The organism is Streptomyces sp. NPDC048473 (genome assembly GCF_043200155.1).
Lineage (GTDB): Bacteria > Actinomycetota > Actinomycetes > Streptomycetales > Streptomycetaceae > Streptomyces.
In genome coordinates, this window is the sequence record NZ_JBICXE010000013.1 from 42,261 (window position 1) to 59,293 (window position 17,033).

Here is a 17,033-nt window from a genome sequence, read left to right on the forward strand (position 1 = left end):
TCCGGCCCGGTCAAGCGAGAGGCCCTGACAGTCCGAGGTCGGTACGGATCGCCGAGACGACCGGTGGAGGGGCCGACTTGAGGTAGAAGTGGTCGCCGTCGAAGGTGCGCATTCTGAAGTCCCGGCCGGTCACGGCGGACCAGGCGGCGATCTCGTCCCGGGTGACCTCGGGGTCGGCGTCGCCGGTCAGTGCCGTGACCGGGCAGAACAGCGGCGGGCGCTCCGGCGCCGCATCGTAGGTCTCATTCATCCGGAAGTCGGCGCGCAGCGACGGCATGAACAGCTCGGCCATCCCGGGTTGTCGCAGGATTTCGGGCGGGGTGCCACCGAGCTGGGTCAGCAGTCCGAGGAAGTCTCCGTCGGTGAGGGTGTGGCGGGGGGCGTGCTGTGCGGGCAGGTGCGGTGCCCGGCGGCCGGAGACGAACAGGCGCAGCGGCGGGCCGGTCCCGCTCTCGCTGAACAGCCGGGCCATCTCGTAGGCGACGATCGCGCCGAGGCTGTGCCCGAACAGCGCGAAGGGCCGGTCGGCGTAGGGCCGCAGGGCGTCGAACAGGGGCGGCAGCAGCTCGTCGAGCCGTTCGCAGGGCCGCTCCCTGACCCGGGTCTCCCTGCCGGGGAGGACCGCGGCCAGCACCCCGATCTCCGGGAGCAGGGGGTGCCGCCAGGGGCGGTAGAACAGCGGGCCGCCGCCGGCGTGCGCGAAGCACAGCAGCCGGATCGGCGCCTCCTCGAAACCCGGGCCGGTGGACGCCCAGACACCGGCGTTCATGACTGCCCCGGAACGGACCTGAGCACCGCGTGGCCGAGGGTGCCGGATGCTCCGGTCACATTGACCAGGGCGCGCAGCGGTGCACCGGGGGCAAGCGGCTCCCAGTCGCGCAGCGTGTCGGCGAGCCGTACCCGTTCGAAGCCGATCAGCGGGCTGAGCGAGGCGGCCCGGACCGTCGGGGCGATCCGGCGGTGCTCGAACTGGAGCAGTACCTTGATGAGCTGGGAGAGCCCGGCCGCGGCCTCCAGGTGGCCGATGCCCGGTTTGACCGTGCCGACGAGCGGGCGGCCACCGGTGCGGAAGATCTCGCCGAGTGCGGTGATCTCGGCGGCGTCGGCGAGGCTGGCACCGGCGGCGGCGCACTCGACGTAGCCGATGTCGCCCGGGTCGAGCCCGGCTCCGTGCAGGGTCTGGCCGATCGAGGCGGTCAGGGCCTGCGCGTTCGCGGAGCCGTAGCGGCCCGCCCCGCCGATGTGCCCGGTCCAGGTGGTCTCGATGATCCCGCGCAGCGGAACGCCGCCGGATTCGGCGCCGACGGCCGGCCGGGGGCGCAGCAGGAGTGCGCCGATGCCCTCGCCCGGTATCCAGCCGGAGGAGTCGGCCGAGAACGCTCCCGGCACACCGGCGGCCCTGAGCAGGCCGCCGTCCTCCAGCAGCGCCAGGTGGTAGGGGTGCGAGACGAGGCTGGCGCCGGTGACGACCGCCGCGTCGCACTCGCCCGAGCGCAGACTGCGTACGGCGAGGTGCAGTGCGGTCAGCGAGGAGGAGCAGGAGGTGTCGACGGCGATGCTCGGCCCGGTGAGACCGAAGTGGTGCGAGATCCGGTTCGGGATCTCGGACGCGCCGCCGAAGATCTCCGCCCGTTCACCGCGCCGCCACACGTCGGCGCCGGTGTGCTGGTGGTCCTGCCACATCGCCCCGGTGAACACACCGGTTCGGGGTGCTGTGGCACGCAGCGACGCCGCGGTCAGCCCCGCGTCCTCCAGGCATTCCCACACGGCCTGGAGGGTGAGCCTGGTCTGCGGGTCGAGTGTGCGGGCCTCCGTCGGCGAGATATGGAACAGCAGGCTGTCGAAGGCCTCGGTGTCCCGCAGATAGCCCGCGTCGGGTGCGTGCTGTCCCAGGGCGGCGCGACGCGACGCGGGGGGCGGCCCGATCGCGATGTGCCCGGCGGCCAGGTTGCGCCAGTAGGTGTCGAGGTCGTCGGCGCCGGGAAAGCGTCCGGCGGCTCCGAGCACGGCGATGTCGTCCACCGCGCGCGGTGCGGCAGTGGGGCGGGGTTCCGTGCGTGGCCGCGTGGTCGCCCGCCCGAACCGGGTGGCCCGGTCCGCCCCATGGTCCGCGACCGTGGCGGGGTACTGCGTCGCCGTGCCGTGGGATGCGGGGCCGGTGCGGGTGCCGCCGATGAAGGTGTGCAACAGCCGGTGCCCCTCGTCGAGCCCGAACTCGGCCCGGATGGCGTCGAAGTTCAGCGAGCCGACCGGGCAGAGCCCGATGCCGCAGGCGGCCTGGGCCCCGGTGAGCAACTGGCCGATGTATCCCGCTTCCAACGCCAGGTACAGGTCCGCGTCCTTCCCGTACAGGGGGGTGATGCCGTCCCGCTGGCCGATCAGGAACAGCTCGAAGGCCGCTTTGTCGAAGACCGGCCGGTTGTAGAAGACATGCGCGGTGCGGTCGAAGTCCGGTTCCGGTGTGATCAGCTCCAGTTCGTGCCGGTCCGGCCGGTAGTAGTGGACGCCCGCTTCGACGCCGGTGACACGGCCGGGCCGCACCCGCACATAGACCTGGACGGCGTAGGTGTCGCCGGCCGAGGGGTAGAGGTACCGGGGCCGTGTGCCCGTCGTCGTACGGCGCAGCAGTCCGAGCAGCCGGGCCAGCGATTTTGCGGGCAGGGGTGCGGAGTCGAAATCGCGCTGGGTGGACCGCCCCGCGTAGACCTCGTCGGCGATTCTGACGTCGGCGAGGGGGAGCACGCTGCGCGCGGGCGCGTGCCGGGTGGAATGGCCGGCGGACTTGAAGAGCTCCCGGTCCTCGGGTGAGAAGAAGTCCACGGCGGCGGGCCGCTCGGGGCCTTCGGGTATGTCCTGCGGTACGGTTTCGGGCTCCGCCCGCGCCCCGGCGGGTTCGTCCGGTGCGTCGGGTGCATGGGGCGGGGCCGGTTCGTCCTGCGCGGCGGGCGGCGCCACGGCGTCGGCGGTCCCGGGCGTGACGGACAGATGCCGGGCGATCGATACACAGGTGGCCTCGGCGAGCAGCACCTCGACCTCGGTCCGCCGGCCGTACCGCTCCTCGATGAGAGCCGATGCCTGCACCATGGTGAACGACGAGGCGCCGCTGTCCCACAGGTCGGCGGCCGGGTCCAGCGTGTCCAGCCCGAGGAGTCCGGCGAAGACCTCGGCGATGTCCTCGGCGCGCACCGCTGCCGCGGCGGCGGGGGCCGCCGGCGCTGTCCGAGGCGCGATGGGCGGCCGGGCGAGCGCCGCGCGGTCGAGCTTGCCGTTGGCGGTTGCGGGTAACTCGGCGAGGCGTTCCACGTAGTTGGGCACCATGTAGTCCGGCAGCGTGCGTGCGGCGAAGGCGCGCAGGTCCCGAACCGCGGGCATCGTGCCGTTCGCGGGGATCACATGCGCGACCAGCTTGCTGTCGCCGTTCTGGCTGCGTACGACGACGACCGCGTCGCGTACGTCCGGGTGCAGGCGGAGCCGGTGCTCGATCTCCTCCAGCTCCACCCGGAAGCCCCGGATCTTGACCTGCGCGTCGGAGCGTCCGAGGAAGACCAGCTGGCCGTCCGGCCGGTGCAGGGCGCGGTCGCCCGTCCGGTACATCCGCTCTCCCGCGCGGGCGGCGAACGGGTCGTCGACGAATCGCTCGGCGGTCAGCTCGGGCCGCCGGTAGTAGCCCTGGCTCAGGCATTCCCCGGCGATGAACAGATCTCCTTCGGTGCCCGGTTCGCAGGGCCGCAGCTCCTCGTCCAGGACGTAGTAGCGGGCGTTGTCGATGGGTTTGCCGTAGGGGATGCTCCGCCACCGGGGGTCGACTTCGTCGACCGGGAAGAAGTTCGACCAGACGGTTGCCTCGGTCGCCCCGCCCAGGCTGACGATCCGCGCACCGGTGAACACCGCGCGCACTTCGTCGGGCAGGGACAGGGGGGTGTAGTCGCCGCTGAGGAAGACCAGCCTGAGCGTGCCGGTGCCGGGGTGGTCCGCGTGGGCGGCCATTCGCGGCGCGAGCTGGGCCAGGGTGGTGGGCGCCGAGTTCCAGAAGGTCACGGGTTCCTCGACCAGCGCGCGAAGCAGCAGATCGGGGTCGTGCTGCTGTGCCTCGTCGGCGAGGTAGAGCGCGGCGCCCCGGCCGAGCAGTCCGAGGATGTCGAAGACGGACAGGTCGAAGCCGAGCGAGGTCACGCACATGCCGAGGTCGCCGGGGGCGAACTCCCAGGTGCGGTAGCACCAGTGGAGGAGATTGAGTACAGCCCGGTGGGTCACCGCGACACCTTTGGGGCGGCCGCTGCTGCCCGAGGTGAAGATGACATAGGCCGTGTCGGACGGTGTGGCGTGGGCCGGAGGGTCGGTGCGTTCGCGGATGTCCTCGGCGAGCGCGGTCACATCGACGGTGGTGACCGGGCTCTTCGCGGTCCACCGGCGCTGTTCCGTGCCGGCCACGAGAACGATGGCGACGGCGGCGTCGGCCCGCATGGATTCGGCTCGTTCCGGCGGCAGTTGGGGCTCGATCGGCACATAGGCGCCGCCCGCCTTGAGTACGCCGAACACCGCGGCCACCAGGTCGGGTGTTCTGGGCAGGGCGATGCCCACGGCCGTCCCCGGACCGACTCCGAGGTCCCGCAACCGCCAGGCGATCCGGTTCGCCCGCCGGTTCAGTTCCCCGTACGTCATGGGCGGCCCCGTGCGCCGGCGGACCGCTTCCGCGTCGGGCCGGCTGCGGGCCCGGTCCTCGAAGAGGCGGTGGACCGGGTGCGCGGCGGGGAAGTCGACGGCGGTGTGGTTCGCCGCGCGCACCACAGGGTGGAGCGCCTGCGTACGGTCCGGGACGTCACCGATGCGGGCGACCAGGTCGCCGAAGGCGGCGAAGGCCTCGGCGAGCGTCTGCGGGTCGAAGGCCGAAGGGGCCACGTCCCAGCAGTAGTGCAGCCGGTCGCCGTCCACGGTCACGATGCAGTCGAGTGCCACCCCGGGGGTGCAGGTCAGTCCGGGACCGGGGGTGACGCCCGCGGGCAGTGGCGTGCCGGTCATGTCGTAGGCGCTGGTGAGGACGACGGGGAGGGCGGGCGCAGGCCGGGTACGGACGCCGCGCAGGCCGGTCAGCGCAGAGGCGGTGTCCGCCGCGGTGTCCTCGTCGAGGATCCGCTGGTAGTGCGTGGCCCGCTCGTGCGACGGGAGGCGCGGTTCGGCCGCCAGCAGGCTCAGGGCGGTGTGTTCGGCGGGCCTCGGTGCCTGCGGCCAGCGGACCACTTCCAGCGGGTACGGGTCGGGGAGGAGTCCGGCGAGCGCCTCGGTGAGCGCGCCGAGCAGGACCGGGTCGCCCCGTAGCCCTTCGTCCCGCAGGGTCGCAGCGGCGGCGCGCCAGCCGGTACGGGCCCCCTCCAGACGGGTCCGCGGCCCACTGGTGTCCAGCGGTGCCGGTCCCGGCGGGAGTGCGGCGGCGCGGGCCCGCCAGTGCTCCTCGGCCCGGGTGTCGCGGGCCGGGGGCGGCTGCGGGGCGGGGGTTGTGCCGGGGTCCGGCGGTTGTACGCCGTGCAGCAGACGCATCAGCCGGCGTCCGATGAGCTGGATGCTCAACCCGTCCGCGGCCAGCAGGTCGACGGCGAGGTGCAGCACGGCGGGGCCGCCGTCCTGGCCGCCGGTGACCCGCAGGTCCCACAGCGGCCACCGGCCGGGCTGGAAGGAACGGGCGGTCATCTCCTGCGGCAGCCGCTGTGCCGCTTCGGCCGGCAGCACCGGGATGTGCAGGCTCCGGGGTGCGTGGGCGCGTATCCGCAGCTTCCCGCCGGGTGTCACGTCCGTACGGAGCACGTCCGTGGACTCCACCAGCCGTAACCAGGCAGTCTCCAGCCGTTCGGGGTCCACGGTGTCCAGACGGAAGCTCTGGTAGACCTGGCAGCCCTCCCGGGCTCCCGCGAGCCGGTCGACGAGATAGCCCTGTTGCAGCGCGTTGAGGGCTCGCTCCTCGGCCTCCTCGGGATCGGCCAGCGCCACGAGCGCGCGCATGAAGTCCGCGAACAGTGTCCGGCCCGCGCCGGGTGCGAACAACTCGGGCACCAGATCCCAGTGCACCCGGAGCGAGTCGCCCTCTTCCCACATCTGGTGGTCGAGGGCGACGCCGGAGGTCTGGCCGACCGTGTACGACACCTGCCGGCCGAATCCCTCGTCGTGCCGCTTCGGCCGCAGATCGAGCATGCTGGTGAAAACGACCGGGAGCCGGGGGGCCGCGCTGCCGCGACGGCCGGTACCGACCGCCCTGATCACCTCGATACCCGAGGCCGAGGAGTGCCCGAACCCCTCCCACAGGCCGCGGTGCGTCGCCGCCGCCGACTCCGCGAGCGGCCGGGCGGGGTCGGGCCGCACCGGCAGCAGCATGGTGGAGGTGAGCGGCGCCACCAGCTCCGCGGTGGCCGCAGGGAGACGGACCCGGTCGCTGGTGGTCAGCACGAGCAGGAACTCCGGCCCGCCGCCCGCCCGTTGCAGTGCCTCTCCGAAGACGGTGAGGACCAGCGAGGTGGGCGACACCTCCCAGGCCGCGGCCTTTTTGCGCAGGGCCTGCCACTGCTCGGGGGCGAGGGTGGCCCCGAGCGGTTCGCGGCGGTGGCAGGGCAGTTCTCCGCCGGAGGGCGGCCGGTCCGCCGCCAGCACGTCCGGGGCCGGAGGGATCTCGCGCAGCCGGGTGGTCCAGTAGCCGACATCCGCGGCAAAATCCGGTGTCCCGCGGTGTTCTTCCAGGGCCCAGGCACAGTCCTGGGCACTGATCCCGGCGATGGGCAGTTCCGTGCCGGGGTCGTGGTAGGACTGCCCCCAGTGATCGAGCAGGAGTTCCAGGCCGTAGCCGTCGGTCACCAGACCGTCGACGCTGAGGTGGACGACATCCAGGCCGCCCGGTCCGTGGGACACCTCGATCGCGAACAGGGGCGCTCCGTCGGGCGGGTAGCAGCGGTGGGACATCCGGTTCCGCACCGACGCCACATGGGCATCGAAGCCCGCGCGGGAGCCGGAGCGCCGGTCGTGCGCCGTGATGTCCCATGTCCCGCCGTCACCGATGCGCTGACGGGTCCCGGCCACCACGACACGCAGCATTGCGTGATGGCCGAGGACCGTGCGCCAGGCGTTCCGCAGCCGGTCCACATCGGTGTCCGCGAGAGTGAACTCGCGGTAGTGGTGGCAGCCGACGGTGTCGGGGCTCAGCCGCGGGTGCTTGCCGACCACGTACGACTGCTGGACCGGGGTGAGCGGGAACTCCTCGGCCCCGCCCGGTCTGTCCGGCGGGCGGACCGGTACGTCCAGCTGTCTGATCCCGCCGGCGCGGCCCGGTGGTGCCCCCGGCCCGCCGGCGACCGCCCCGGCCAGTGCGCCCACGGTGGATGACCGGTCCAGCCGGTCGAGGGGCAGATCGATCCCGTACCGGGCATGGATCTCCAGCAGCAGCCGGGCGGCCATGATGGAACTCAGGCCGATGCTCTCCAGCACATCGGTCTCCTCGATCCCGGACCGGTCCGTCAGCTCCTCCAGCATTCCGATGATTCCGGCCGTGATTCCGGCGGATGTTTCCTCACCGGCGGATATCCGCACGTGTGGCACCGAATTTCCCTTCATCAGGCTGAGATGCCCACATAGTTCGCCAGTCGCTTCTCATCGACGACGATGAATCCGTTGCGGTCGAAGTTGAGTAAGCCGACCGCACCGAATCCCTTCAGGAAGAATCCGACCCTGGACCGGGTTGTCCCCACCATCTCGGACAGTTCTTCCTGCGTGAGCCGTTCGGAGATGCACAGGCCCTGCGGGTGCCGCCTGCCGAATTTGCGGCCGAGCTGCAGCAGTGCGGTGGCCAGTCGCAGCTTGCTGTCCATGGTCGCGAAACCGAGGATCACCTGCTGCTGTTCGGCCATCTGATTGACCAGGTACCGGATGAAGGCCTCCAGAAGTCCCTCTTCGCCCAGGGCGGCGAGGAATCTGGCGGCCGGCACTCTTCGGAGCACCGTGTCCTTCATCGCGCTCGCGGTCGCCTGTTGCTCCGGTTCGATCAGGCAGCCCTCACCGAATATTTCGTCGGGGCCGTGTACGGACAGCAGGCAGACCTTTCCGTCCGGGGAGAACATCATCTGGTTCACCCGGCCGCTCTCCACGAAGTACACATGGGAATCGGCCTGCCCGCTGTTGTAGATGTTGGATCTACGTCGCACCCTGATCGATGTGGCGCCAATGCACTCACGGCGACAGATCGCGCCGATCTGGTCGGTAAGACACTTGTGTTCCGCGACGCTCAACGCCATGACTCCCCCGTACTCCGCAGTCCATCGGCCGACACGGGTCAGAAATCGGGATGCCACTGTTGCGGCGTCATCGCGGTGTCCACGAGGGTGCCCGGGAGGAACATCCGAGCCCAGGTGCCACCACCCTTTTCGGCGGAGATCAGTTCACGGAAGTACAGATCACGTACGTCCTCGTTCCGTACATGCATTTCCAGCAGCCGGAAGTACGAGTCCATGGACCGCATGTGAATCAGCCAGTGCATGTGGTCGGCAGGCCCGAAGGCACCCTCGTACACGAATACCGACACGTCGTCGCCGACATGGCTGTTGATCGATTCGGCGACCTCGCGGGCGAACTGCCGTCCCTCGGAGCGAAGGTCGTAGTCGAGCACTCCGGTGCGGTGGATCAGCACACCGCAGTTGGCGGAGTTCAGCAGCCGGTCGAGCGGAATCGTGGTCTGCTGGTAGGCGGGCGGCAGGCCGGTGATGCGTTCGGTGCCCTGGAAGACGGCGGTCTGCTTGGCCAGGTCGCCTTCCGCGCTGGTGTTGTACATGCCCCAGAACTGGGGCAGCATGACGCGGTCCTTGACACTGCCGGGCACGAAAAGACGGCTCCACGGCTCGGGTCCGGTCGCCGCGGTCCGCATGATCCGCTCGTGGTCGCCCATCGAGCGCAGGTGGATCATCCAGTGCAGGCGCCCCTGCACACCGAATGTCTCGTCGTACACGAACGCGGTCGCCGTCCCGGGGTTGCCCTTGTTGATGGCCTCCGTGAGCTGGCGGGCGAACAGGTGGGCTTCGGTGGCGAGTCCGGCAGCGATCACCGCCTTGCGCTCGACGACGACCGAGGCGTTCGCGGACTGAAGTACGTCATCGCCTGCGGCAGCCGCCTGGTGCAGGGCGGTGCGGTCGGCCGAGTCCTGGGTGTTCGGGGCTATCGACACTTTTCTGACTCCTTCCGTACGTCGTTGTACTGCGGGACAGATGCGGCAGGAACCGGGCCGACCTGCTCGTTACCAGGTAACGGGAAGCCGGTGGACGCCGTAGACGAACATGTCTCCACGGAACGGAACCTCCTCGATCGATGTGGCCACCTTCAGATCGGGCAGCCTCCGGAACAAGGTGTTGAGCGCGATCTCCAGTTGTGCGCGTGCGAGCAGTTGCCCCGGGCACTGGTGCGGCCCGAAGCCGAAGCCGAGGTGCTCCCTTGCACCCCGGTGCATGTCCCACCGGTCGGGGTCGGCGAACACCGACTCGTCACGGTTGGCCGAGCCGAGGACCACCAGCACGCCCTCGCCCGCCCTGATGAGTTCTCCACCTACCCGCACGTCCTCGGTCGCCACGCGCCGGGCACCGTAATCGGTGACGGTCTGGTGGCGTACGAGCTCCTCGATGGCGTCGTCCATCAGGGACGGGTCGGCCTTCAGCTCGGCGAGCTGCTCCGGGTGCTGGAGCAGCACCAGCGTGCTCACACCGATCTGGCTGGCCACCGTCTCGTACCCGGCGACCATCAGCAGGGTGGCGATGCCGATGACCTCCTCACGGCTGACCTCCGCCCCCTCGCGGCGTTCCAGGATCCGGCTGAGCAGATCGCCCGTGGGGTGTGCCTCCTTGCTGCTGACGAGCTCTTCCAGGAACGACCTGAGCTTGGTGCGCACCGTCATCCGCTCGGCGGTGCTGATGCTCTGGTCGCCGATCATGTTGGTGGTTTCGTAGAAGAACTCCCGGTGCTCGTCGGGGACGCCGAGCAGTTCGGTGATGATCACGAACGGCAGCGGCAGCGCGAAGGATTCGATCAGGTCGGCCGGCGAGCCCTTGGCGATCATCTCGTCGAGCAGCCGGTCGACGATCCCCTGGATCATCGGGCGCAGTTCCTGGACCCGCTTCAGCCTGAACTCCGGCACCAGCAGGCCGCGCAGCCTGGTCTGGTCCGGCGGGTCCATCCTGATGAACGTTCCGGGCCCCGGCGGGCGGGACGTCAACCGGGCGGGGAATCCAGGTCGGTTGAAGTCGGAGCTGAACCGGGTGTCGCGCAGCACGGTGCAGGCGTCTTCGTACTTGGTGATCAGCCAGACCATGCTGTCGTCGAACTCCAGCCGCACCCGCGAGATGGACGGCCGGCGGCGTAGTTCGGCGAGCTCTGGCGCAGGGTCGAAGGGGCAGGTTCGGTTCATCGGGTAGGAATCCGGCACGACCGTTGTCACCTCTCCCAGGCGTATTTCAGACAGTGCGCAGCCTGGCCCGGGTGGAAACCTGCGAGCCACTCAAGATTGAGCACTTCGTTCGGTTCTCGCAAACCTGCTCAATCCTGTTCAGCGGAGGCTCGACAGGATGCCTAGCCTGGCCGCATGCGTATACAGGTGGATGAGGAGAGCTGCGTCGGAGCAGGCCGCTGCGCATGGGCGGCCCCGGAGGTGTTCGACCAGGACGAGGACGGTTTTGTGGTACTCCTCGACCCCGGTCCGCCGTCGGAACTGGCTGACCGGGTTTACGAGGCCGTCACGATGTGCCCGGCCCGTGCCATCGCTCTGGACGAGACGGCCGGGCCGGACGGGCCTCGGTCTCAGTCGTCCGGCAGCCAGGCGTAGGTGCGGTGGTAGTCCTCGACACCCGTGAGGACGAGCATGTGCCGGTCCCCCATCGCCCTGCGGGCCAGCGGCGCGTAACGGTCCAGGTCCGTCGTGCGGTGGGCGACGGGAGTCAGGCACCGGGAGTTCTCGGCGAGCAGCGCCTCGTACTCGTCGAAGGTCAACTCCACGCGTTCGCGCAGCCGTTCACCGATGCGCAGCGCGGCCAGTTCGGCTGCGGCGCCGGGCGCGAGGACTCCGCTGAAGAATTCCGAGGCGCAGCCCGAGCCGTACGAGAACAGCCCGACCCGCATGTCCGCCGTGTCCACGGCACAGTCGATGAGGCTGCACAGGGCCAGATAGACCGAGGCGGAGCAGAGGTTGCCGACCTGGCGCGGGTAGACGAGGGACGGGACCACCCGGCGCTCGAAGTCCTCGGCGATCTCGGGCTGCGCCGCGTCCGTGTTGTCACGCATCAGCTTGCGGTGGGCAGCCCTGACCATGCCGGCGAACGGGGTGTGCATGGCCAGCTGGCCGAAGGTCTTGCGCAGGTCGACCGACTCCACCTTGGAGGTGTAGTCGCGGTAGGAGTTCGCCAGGCAGTCAAGGTAGGCGAACAGGGAGCGGTCGGAGTCGGCGATGTCGAACTCCGGCCCGGGGCGGGCCGAGTCGAGCGTCTCGTAGCCGTAGGTACCGAAGGCGCCGAGATCCAGCCGGAGTATCCGCGGCTCGTCACTGATCAGTACAGCGGCCGCGCCCGCGCCGGTAGCGGGTTCGGCGTACTCGGCGCGGGCGTCCACCAGTGCCACGTCGCTGCCGATGACGAGAGCCTTGCCGCCGGGCGAGGCGGCGGAGGCGAGATAGCCGGCGCAGAGCTGGAGCGCGGCGGTGGCCGCGTAGCAGGCCTGTTTGACCTCCACCATGCGGCAGTTGCGGCTGAGTCCCAGATGCTCGTGCACATAGGAGCTCACCGACTTGCTGTAGTCCACGCCCGATTCGGTGGAGACGATCAGTATCTCGATGCGTGATCTCGCCTCGTCGTCGAGGGCCCTCACCAGGGGCGCGGCGGCGTTGACCGCATTGGTCACCGTGTCCTCGACCGGCAGGTTCACCGCCCGTTCGTCCATCAGCAGGTTCCCGAGCCGCTTGGGGTCGAGACCCCGCCCCTCGAACAGGACGGGGACCGGGATCCGGGCGGGTCCGCAGTACACATTGAGTGCCTCGATGCCGATCACTGCGGCCTCACCTTCCAGAGAAAACCGACGAGCGCGCCGATGTCCGGGATGTCGCTGAACTCCGCCATCGGCCGGTCGATGCCCAGCCGGTCCTGGAGGGAGATGATGATCTCCACACGGTCGACCGAATCGGCCCCCAGGTCCCGCAGATGCGCCGCGTCGGTGATCCGCTCGGGGGCGACGCTCGGCAGGATGTCCGTGATCGCCTCATGGACGAGTCCGCGCATCTCGTCCCTGGTCACTGTGTTCCCTCCGTCGTGACGTGCAGGGTGCTGACGGCGATGACCTGGCCGGTGCCGGTGTTCTCCAGCACCACGGTCACGATCTCGTCGTGGGGTGTGCCCGGCCGGACCCAGCCGGTGACCTCGATGGCCAGTTCGGCCTCGGGGTCCGCGTTGCCGAGGTAGCACATCCGCTGGTCCAGGACCGTACGGCGCATGAAGTCACGGACGTTGCGGCCGAGCCGGCGCCAGTGGCGCAGCAGGGCCCAGTCGGTGATGGAGAAATAGGAGGCGAAGTACAGCAGCCCGACTCCGTTGATGTCCCGGGTGGCGTCGACCGCGTACGTCAGCCGGGTCGGCCCGGTCGGCAGCCGTCCGGGGGGCTCGCCGTCGAGGAAGGTCCGGTGCGTCCGGGCGTTGCGGTAGTCGGCTCGCGGTGAGTGGGGGGCGGGCAGCCGGGGAAGTGCGGCGTAGTGGAAGTCGGGGGGCGAGGAGCGCACGAGGTCCTCGTTGCTGGCGGTGCGTCCCCGGCTGATCCAGCGGTTGAAGTTTTCGACGTACAGGCAGTCCTCGTCCTTGCCCGTGTAGAACGCCTCAGGGTCGAACGGGCCCTCGTCCGCCGGGGTGTTGCTGTCCTGCCTGCGTACGGTGTGCAGGGCGAGCACCGATTCGCTTCCGTAGTTGAACAGACCGGAGGTCACCCTCAGCCGGTCGCCGAAATTCAGGGCGCCCACATGGAAGCGGCGCCCGGCCCGGATCCGGAAGTAGTAGAACGACAGATAGACGGGCTGGCCCTGCCGGTTCTTGGCGGCGAACACATCGACTCCGCACAGGGCGCTCACCGCCTCCCAGGTCCAGTCCCCCAGCTGCCCCACGAATAGACCGGTGCCGCACATGCCCGGGGCCACGGTGACATCCCGGCTGACCGTGCTGCGGTCCAGAACGCGCGGCGACGCCCAGCCCACGAGTCCCGGCGTATCCGTCTCATCCTTCATCTGCGCTGCCTTTGCGTCCGGCGACGGTGAGGAACCCGTGCAGTACGGCGTTGAGTGCCGTCGCACAGGTCACCGCCGGGAAATGGCCCGCGTCACGGATTTCGTGGAAGCGGGAGCCGGGGATCGCCGAATGGAGCCGGCGGCCGGTCGCGATCGGGACGACGGTGTCCCAGTGTCCGTGCACGATCTGGACCGGTGCGGCGATGTCGGCCAGTCGGGGCCCGAGGTCGGGCGTCGCCGCGAACACATCGAGGTAGCGCAGCCCGCTGTAGGGGTCCATGCTCTCGGAGCGCAGCAGGTGGGTGCGGTGCGCCTCGCGTTCGCGGCGCAACCGGCGTGAACCACTGCCCTCGGCCGCGTACGAGAGGTCCCGGTCGGCAACCACGTCGAGCCGGTTGATCTCGCCCTCCCGGTTGTTGAGGGTGGCCGAGCTGCCGATCAGGGTCAGTGACGCGGTGTCGTCGGGGAGTTCGAGTGCGAAGGTGAGGGCCACCAGCCCGCCGAAAGACGACCCGGCCACATGCACCGGTCCGGTGACGCCGAGCCGGCGGACGGCCGACAGGTCCGTCCTGGCCATGCCGGCCAGGCTCAGTTCCGAGCCCACGGTCGATGCCCCGACACCGGGGTGGTGGACGCATATCACGGTGTACCGGTCGGCCAGGGCGGCGAACTGTTCCGCGAACACCCCGGCACCGACGTTGAACGGCGTCATCAGCAGGAGCGCGGGGCCCGAGCCCGCGGTGAACACCTCGACATCGGCGTCCCCGATCCGCAGCAGCTCACGCCGTACGTCCGGCTGCCGCTCGCGCAGCACGGCACCGTTGTCGTCCCCGGGCGCGTACCCCTCCTCCAGCTCCTGCTGGATGTCCTCGGGAACGGCTTCGCGCGGGTGGAAGCCGCCCCCGCCGTCCACCGCCATCAGCTCCGGCACATTCGTGGCCGAGGTGGCCAGAGCGACAAGTGCGTCGGCCGCGGCGTCGAGTCGGGCCGCCGGCAGTTCCGGGGGCACCGCGAAACGCACGAGCCGGTCACCGTCGTCGCCGGGTACGGGTCCGGCCCTGACGCCCGTCTCCCGGTAGATCCAGACGAGAGCGGAGACGACCCGGTTGCCGTGGTCGCTCAGCTGTGCCAGTTTGCCCAGATCGAGAAGGACTTGGTGGCCGTGGCCCGGGTCGAGTACGGGCAGCCCGGCGTCGGACAGCCGGGCGCCGAGCCGGGCCACCGCAGCGGTCCGCCGTACCACGCGCGCGGCGGACGCCCCGGGGTCCGCGAGCGCCGCGCACACGATCCGGCGGGCGCCGAGGCTCAGTCCCTCGCCGTACAGCAGGACCTGTTCCTCGATCCGTCCGGCCAGGGCGGCGTCGCGACAGGCCAGCAGGGCACCGTAGGGAACACCGTGTTCCGCGGGCAGGGACAGCACCGCGACATCGGCGGTGGCGAGCAGGGCGGTGAGGTTCGCGGGCACGTCGCAGGCTCCGGCGGCGCACTCCAGCAGCCGGGTGGCGTCGAGCACCGCCACCGTGTCCGGCGGCGCCGCGGCGAGCGCGGCCCGCAGCCGTTCCGGGGCGTCCCCGGGTGCGGGCGTCACCCGTGTGTACGGCCGGGGTCCGGGCAGGCAGCGGCCCAGCGCGGCGAGTGCGGCCGAGCGCGAGGCGAACAGGGCGATGTGGGGCTGCGGAATCCAGTCCGGGGGCGTCTCACCGCCTGCGCGGGCCGCGAGCTGCGCCATCCGCTGCGCGTCACCGCCGTCGCCGTCGTACCACCAGGCACCGGCCGCGAGATCGAGGCCGGGGAAGCCCGCCGGGAGCAGTGCGGTGTTGTGATGGTGTGCGGCGAGCAGCCGTTCGCGTTCGGCCACCGGGCCGGGCGCAGGATCCTCGGTACGCTCGCTCCGCGTACGGCGCTGAGGATCCGGGGCCGTCTGCTGGGCGGGGGCCGTCGTCCCGGTGGCGGCGGGAGTGAGCCGGGGGTCGGCGATCATCAGGATCACATCCGAGACGGACGTGGGTTCCTCGTCGGCCGGACGGCACAGATAGATGGGGGTGTTGAGCGGCCGGAACTTGTTCTTGAACTGGAAGTTCCCCTCACCGAAGATCCCGGCGGACCGGAGCTCGGTGAGGCCCTGCTCGACCTCCGGTTCGCTGGTCGCCGAATCGGCGATGCTCACTCCGAAGCTGGCCCCGAAGCTGAAGGTGTCGCAGCCCTCCGCGGCCAGTTGACCGATGATCCGTACGATCGCCAGGTCGAGTCCGCCGAGCGGCATCGCGGGCGGATAGAACTCCACGTCGAGCAGATATCCGTTGGCGGCGGGCAGATCGGTGACGATCACGACATTGACCAGCTCGTCATCGAGATAGGTCAGGAACGGGCGGTAACGCGGGGCCAGTTGTCCGGACCGGATCTCCTCCTTCACCACCGAGATATACGGATTGGTCATCTGTTTGTTGCCGGTCCAGGAGTCGATCATCGAGGCGATCCGGCCGTCGGTGGCGGGATCGCTGCCGCTGCGGTATTCGACCGTGCGCCACTCCCCCAGCCGTTCGGCGCGCCGGACGAGATAGCGCAGGCGGGACATGGGCCCGCCGTCCAGGCTGAACGAACCGAGGTTCTCCAGCCGTTGGACCGCGCCGAACGGCGTTGCGGTGAGCGGGACACCGCCGGCTTCGGCGAGCGGGATCAGCGCGAGGAAGTTGGCCTTCAGCCCGTTCCTGCGCGCGTAGGTCACATACTCGGCCGCGAGCGGGGCGAAGTCCTCGTCGCTGCCGACGTAGCTCCAGGAGAAGAGGTTTCCGTCCCGTTCGGAGAAGTTGAAGTAGGCCGACCTGCGGGAGCCGAGGAAGGCCAGGGGGGCGATGTCCCGTCCGGCGAGACCGCTCTCCACCGCATGCCGTGTGTGGAGATCCTCCAGGACCGCAGCCAGGACGGGCTGGTCCATGAGTTCGCGTTTGACGAGTACGGCCGGCTCTCCGTCGGCCGCCGGGCGGGCCGCGGCCGGAGGCTGCGCTGACCGGCCCGCCGGTCCGCCGCCCGCGCCGCCGACCGCGCCGAGGGTGACAGGGCCGTACCCGTCGGCCAGGTGCGCGGCGAGTCCGGTCACCGTTGGCTGATCGAACAGCAGCGTCTTGGGCAGCGAGCCGAGGCGTTTCTCCAGGACACTGATCATCCGGAGCATGTCGAACGAGGTGAACCCGTTGTCGGCGAAGGCGGCGTCCCGGTCGAACGCCCGGCCGGTGACCTCGGCGGCCAGCGCCGCCAGTTCCTCCGCGAGATCCCCGTCCGCAGCACCCGATACGGCACCGGTCGGCTCTTCGGCGCGGTGGTCGGCGCGGGGCCCGGGCTCGGCCACCGTCGCGGCCACCGGTCCGTCCGGCGGACCGGTCTGCGGAGCGCTCGGCCCACTGGTTCCGGCATCCCGTGCCGCCACCGTCTGCGCGAACAGCTTCGCCAGCAGTGTGACGGTGTCGTGGTCGTACGCCTCGGCCGCCTGCAACTCGACCCCGAGGTCCTGGCTGAGCGAGCGGACCAGCTCCATCCGCAGGATGGAATCGACACCGAGGTCGTCGAACGGCGCACCATCGGCGATGTCCCCGGCCGGCACTCCGATCACATCGGCGAGCCGGTCACGGACCAGGGTGGTCAGTTCCGTCGGCTTCATCGGCCACCTCCAGGGCCCGACAGTAACGACGGCGATCCGTCCCGCCTGCCCAAATCTGAGCAGAGAGCACGCCCGGAGGATCGATTACATGGACCGTCGCACCACCCACACCCA

General features: G+C 70.4%; 10 protein-coding genes. 1 reads left to right on the plus strand and 9 read right to left on the minus strand.

Annotated features, from left to right (window positions below; all coding sequences use genetic code 11):
• Positions 1 to 10: 10 nt before the first annotated feature.
• From ACGFU7_RS21655 to ACGFU7_RS21675, 5 genes are all read right to left on the minus strand, one after another.
• Positions 11 to 769, minus strand: a complete 759-nt coding sequence (locus tag ACGFU7_RS21655; protein WP_393697638.1) for a thioesterase II family protein — start codon at positions 767 to 769, stop codon at positions 11 to 13.
• Positions 766 to 7,566, minus strand: a complete 6,801-nt coding sequence (locus ACGFU7_RS21660; protein ID WP_393697639.1) for an amino acid adenylation domain-containing protein — start codon at positions 7,564 to 7,566, stop codon at positions 766 to 768. Before ACGFU7_RS21660 ends, ACGFU7_RS21655 begins: the two co-directional genes overlap by 4 nt.
• Positions 7,567 to 7,589: 23 nt before the next feature.
• Complete coding sequence (locus ACGFU7_RS21665) at positions 7,590 to 8,177, minus strand: Crp/Fnr family transcriptional regulator (RefSeq protein WP_393697640.1); 588 nt, start codon at positions 8,175 to 8,177, stop codon at positions 7,590 to 7,592.
• Positions 8,178 to 8,305: 128 nt separating this feature from the next.
• On the minus strand, positions 8,306 to 9,190 hold the full coding sequence (locus tag ACGFU7_RS21670; protein ID WP_393697641.1) for a DUF6039 family protein: 885 nt from the start codon (positions 9,188 to 9,190) through the stop codon (positions 8,306 to 8,308).
• Positions 9,191 to 9,259: 69 nt separating this feature from the next.
• Positions 9,260 to 10,438, minus strand: coding sequence for a cytochrome P450 (locus ACGFU7_RS21675; protein ID WP_393697642.1), 1,179 nt, complete (start codon positions 10,436 to 10,438; stop codon positions 9,260 to 9,262).
• 156 nt (positions 10,439 to 10,594) lie between these two features.
• On the opposite strand from ACGFU7_RS21675, the gene ACGFU7_RS21680 reads away from it, so the two are divergent.
• Positions 10,595 to 10,834 carry a ferredoxin gene (locus tag ACGFU7_RS21680; RefSeq protein WP_393697643.1) on the plus strand — a complete coding sequence of 80 codons (240 nt, stop codon included), beginning with the start codon at positions 10,595 to 10,597 and terminating at the stop codon, positions 10,832 to 10,834.
• Here ACGFU7_RS21680 and ACGFU7_RS21685 read toward each other — a convergent pair.
• Genes ACGFU7_RS21685 through ACGFU7_RS21700 form a run of 4 tightly spaced genes read right to left on the minus strand, consistent with a single transcriptional unit; the run spans position 10,810 to position 16,919 of the window.
• The gene (locus tag ACGFU7_RS21685) at positions 10,810 to 12,048 is read right to left on the minus strand and encodes a hydroxymethylglutaryl-CoA synthase family protein (protein WP_393697644.1); all 1,239 of its coding nucleotides are present in this window, start codon (positions 12,046 to 12,048) and stop codon (positions 10,810 to 10,812) included. The genes ACGFU7_RS21680 and ACGFU7_RS21685 overlap by 25 nt on opposite strands.
• Complete coding sequence (locus ACGFU7_RS21690; protein WP_393697645.1) at positions 12,045 to 12,290, minus strand: acyl carrier protein; 246 nt, start codon at positions 12,288 to 12,290, stop codon at positions 12,045 to 12,047. The genes ACGFU7_RS21685 and ACGFU7_RS21690 overlap by 4 nt, the downstream gene beginning before the upstream one ends.
• Complete coding sequence (locus ACGFU7_RS21695; protein WP_393697646.1) at positions 12,287 to 13,264, minus strand: LnmK family bifunctional acyltransferase/decarboxylase; 978 nt, start codon at positions 13,262 to 13,264, stop codon at positions 12,287 to 12,289. The genes ACGFU7_RS21690 and ACGFU7_RS21695 overlap by 4 nt, the downstream gene beginning before the upstream one ends.
• Positions 13,254 to 16,919 (minus strand): alpha/beta fold hydrolase, encoded by a 3,666-nt coding sequence (locus ACGFU7_RS21700; protein ID WP_393697647.1) that lies wholly within the window; start codon positions 16,917 to 16,919, stop codon positions 13,254 to 13,256. The genes ACGFU7_RS21695 and ACGFU7_RS21700 overlap by 11 nt, the downstream gene beginning before the upstream one ends.
• Positions 16,920 to 17,033: the final 114 nt, after the last annotated feature.

Excerpts from the sequence above, each read along its gene's own strand:
- ACGFU7_RS21655 (WP_393697638.1), bottom strand. The coding sequence starts at position 769 with ATGAACGCCGGTGTCTGGGCGTCCACCGGCCCGGGTTTCGAGGAGGCG.
- ACGFU7_RS21700 (WP_393697647.1), bottom strand. The coding sequence starts at position 16,919 with ATGAAGCCGACGGAACTGACCACCCTGGTCCGTGACCGGCTCGCCGAT.
- ACGFU7_RS21680 (WP_393697643.1), top strand. The coding sequence starts at position 10,595 with ATGCGTATACAGGTGGATGAGGAGAGCTGCGTCGGAGCAGGCCGCTGC.
- ACGFU7_RS21695 (WP_393697646.1), bottom strand. The coding sequence starts at position 13,264 with ATGAAGGATGAGACGGATACGCCGGGACTCGTGGGCTGGGCGTCGCCG.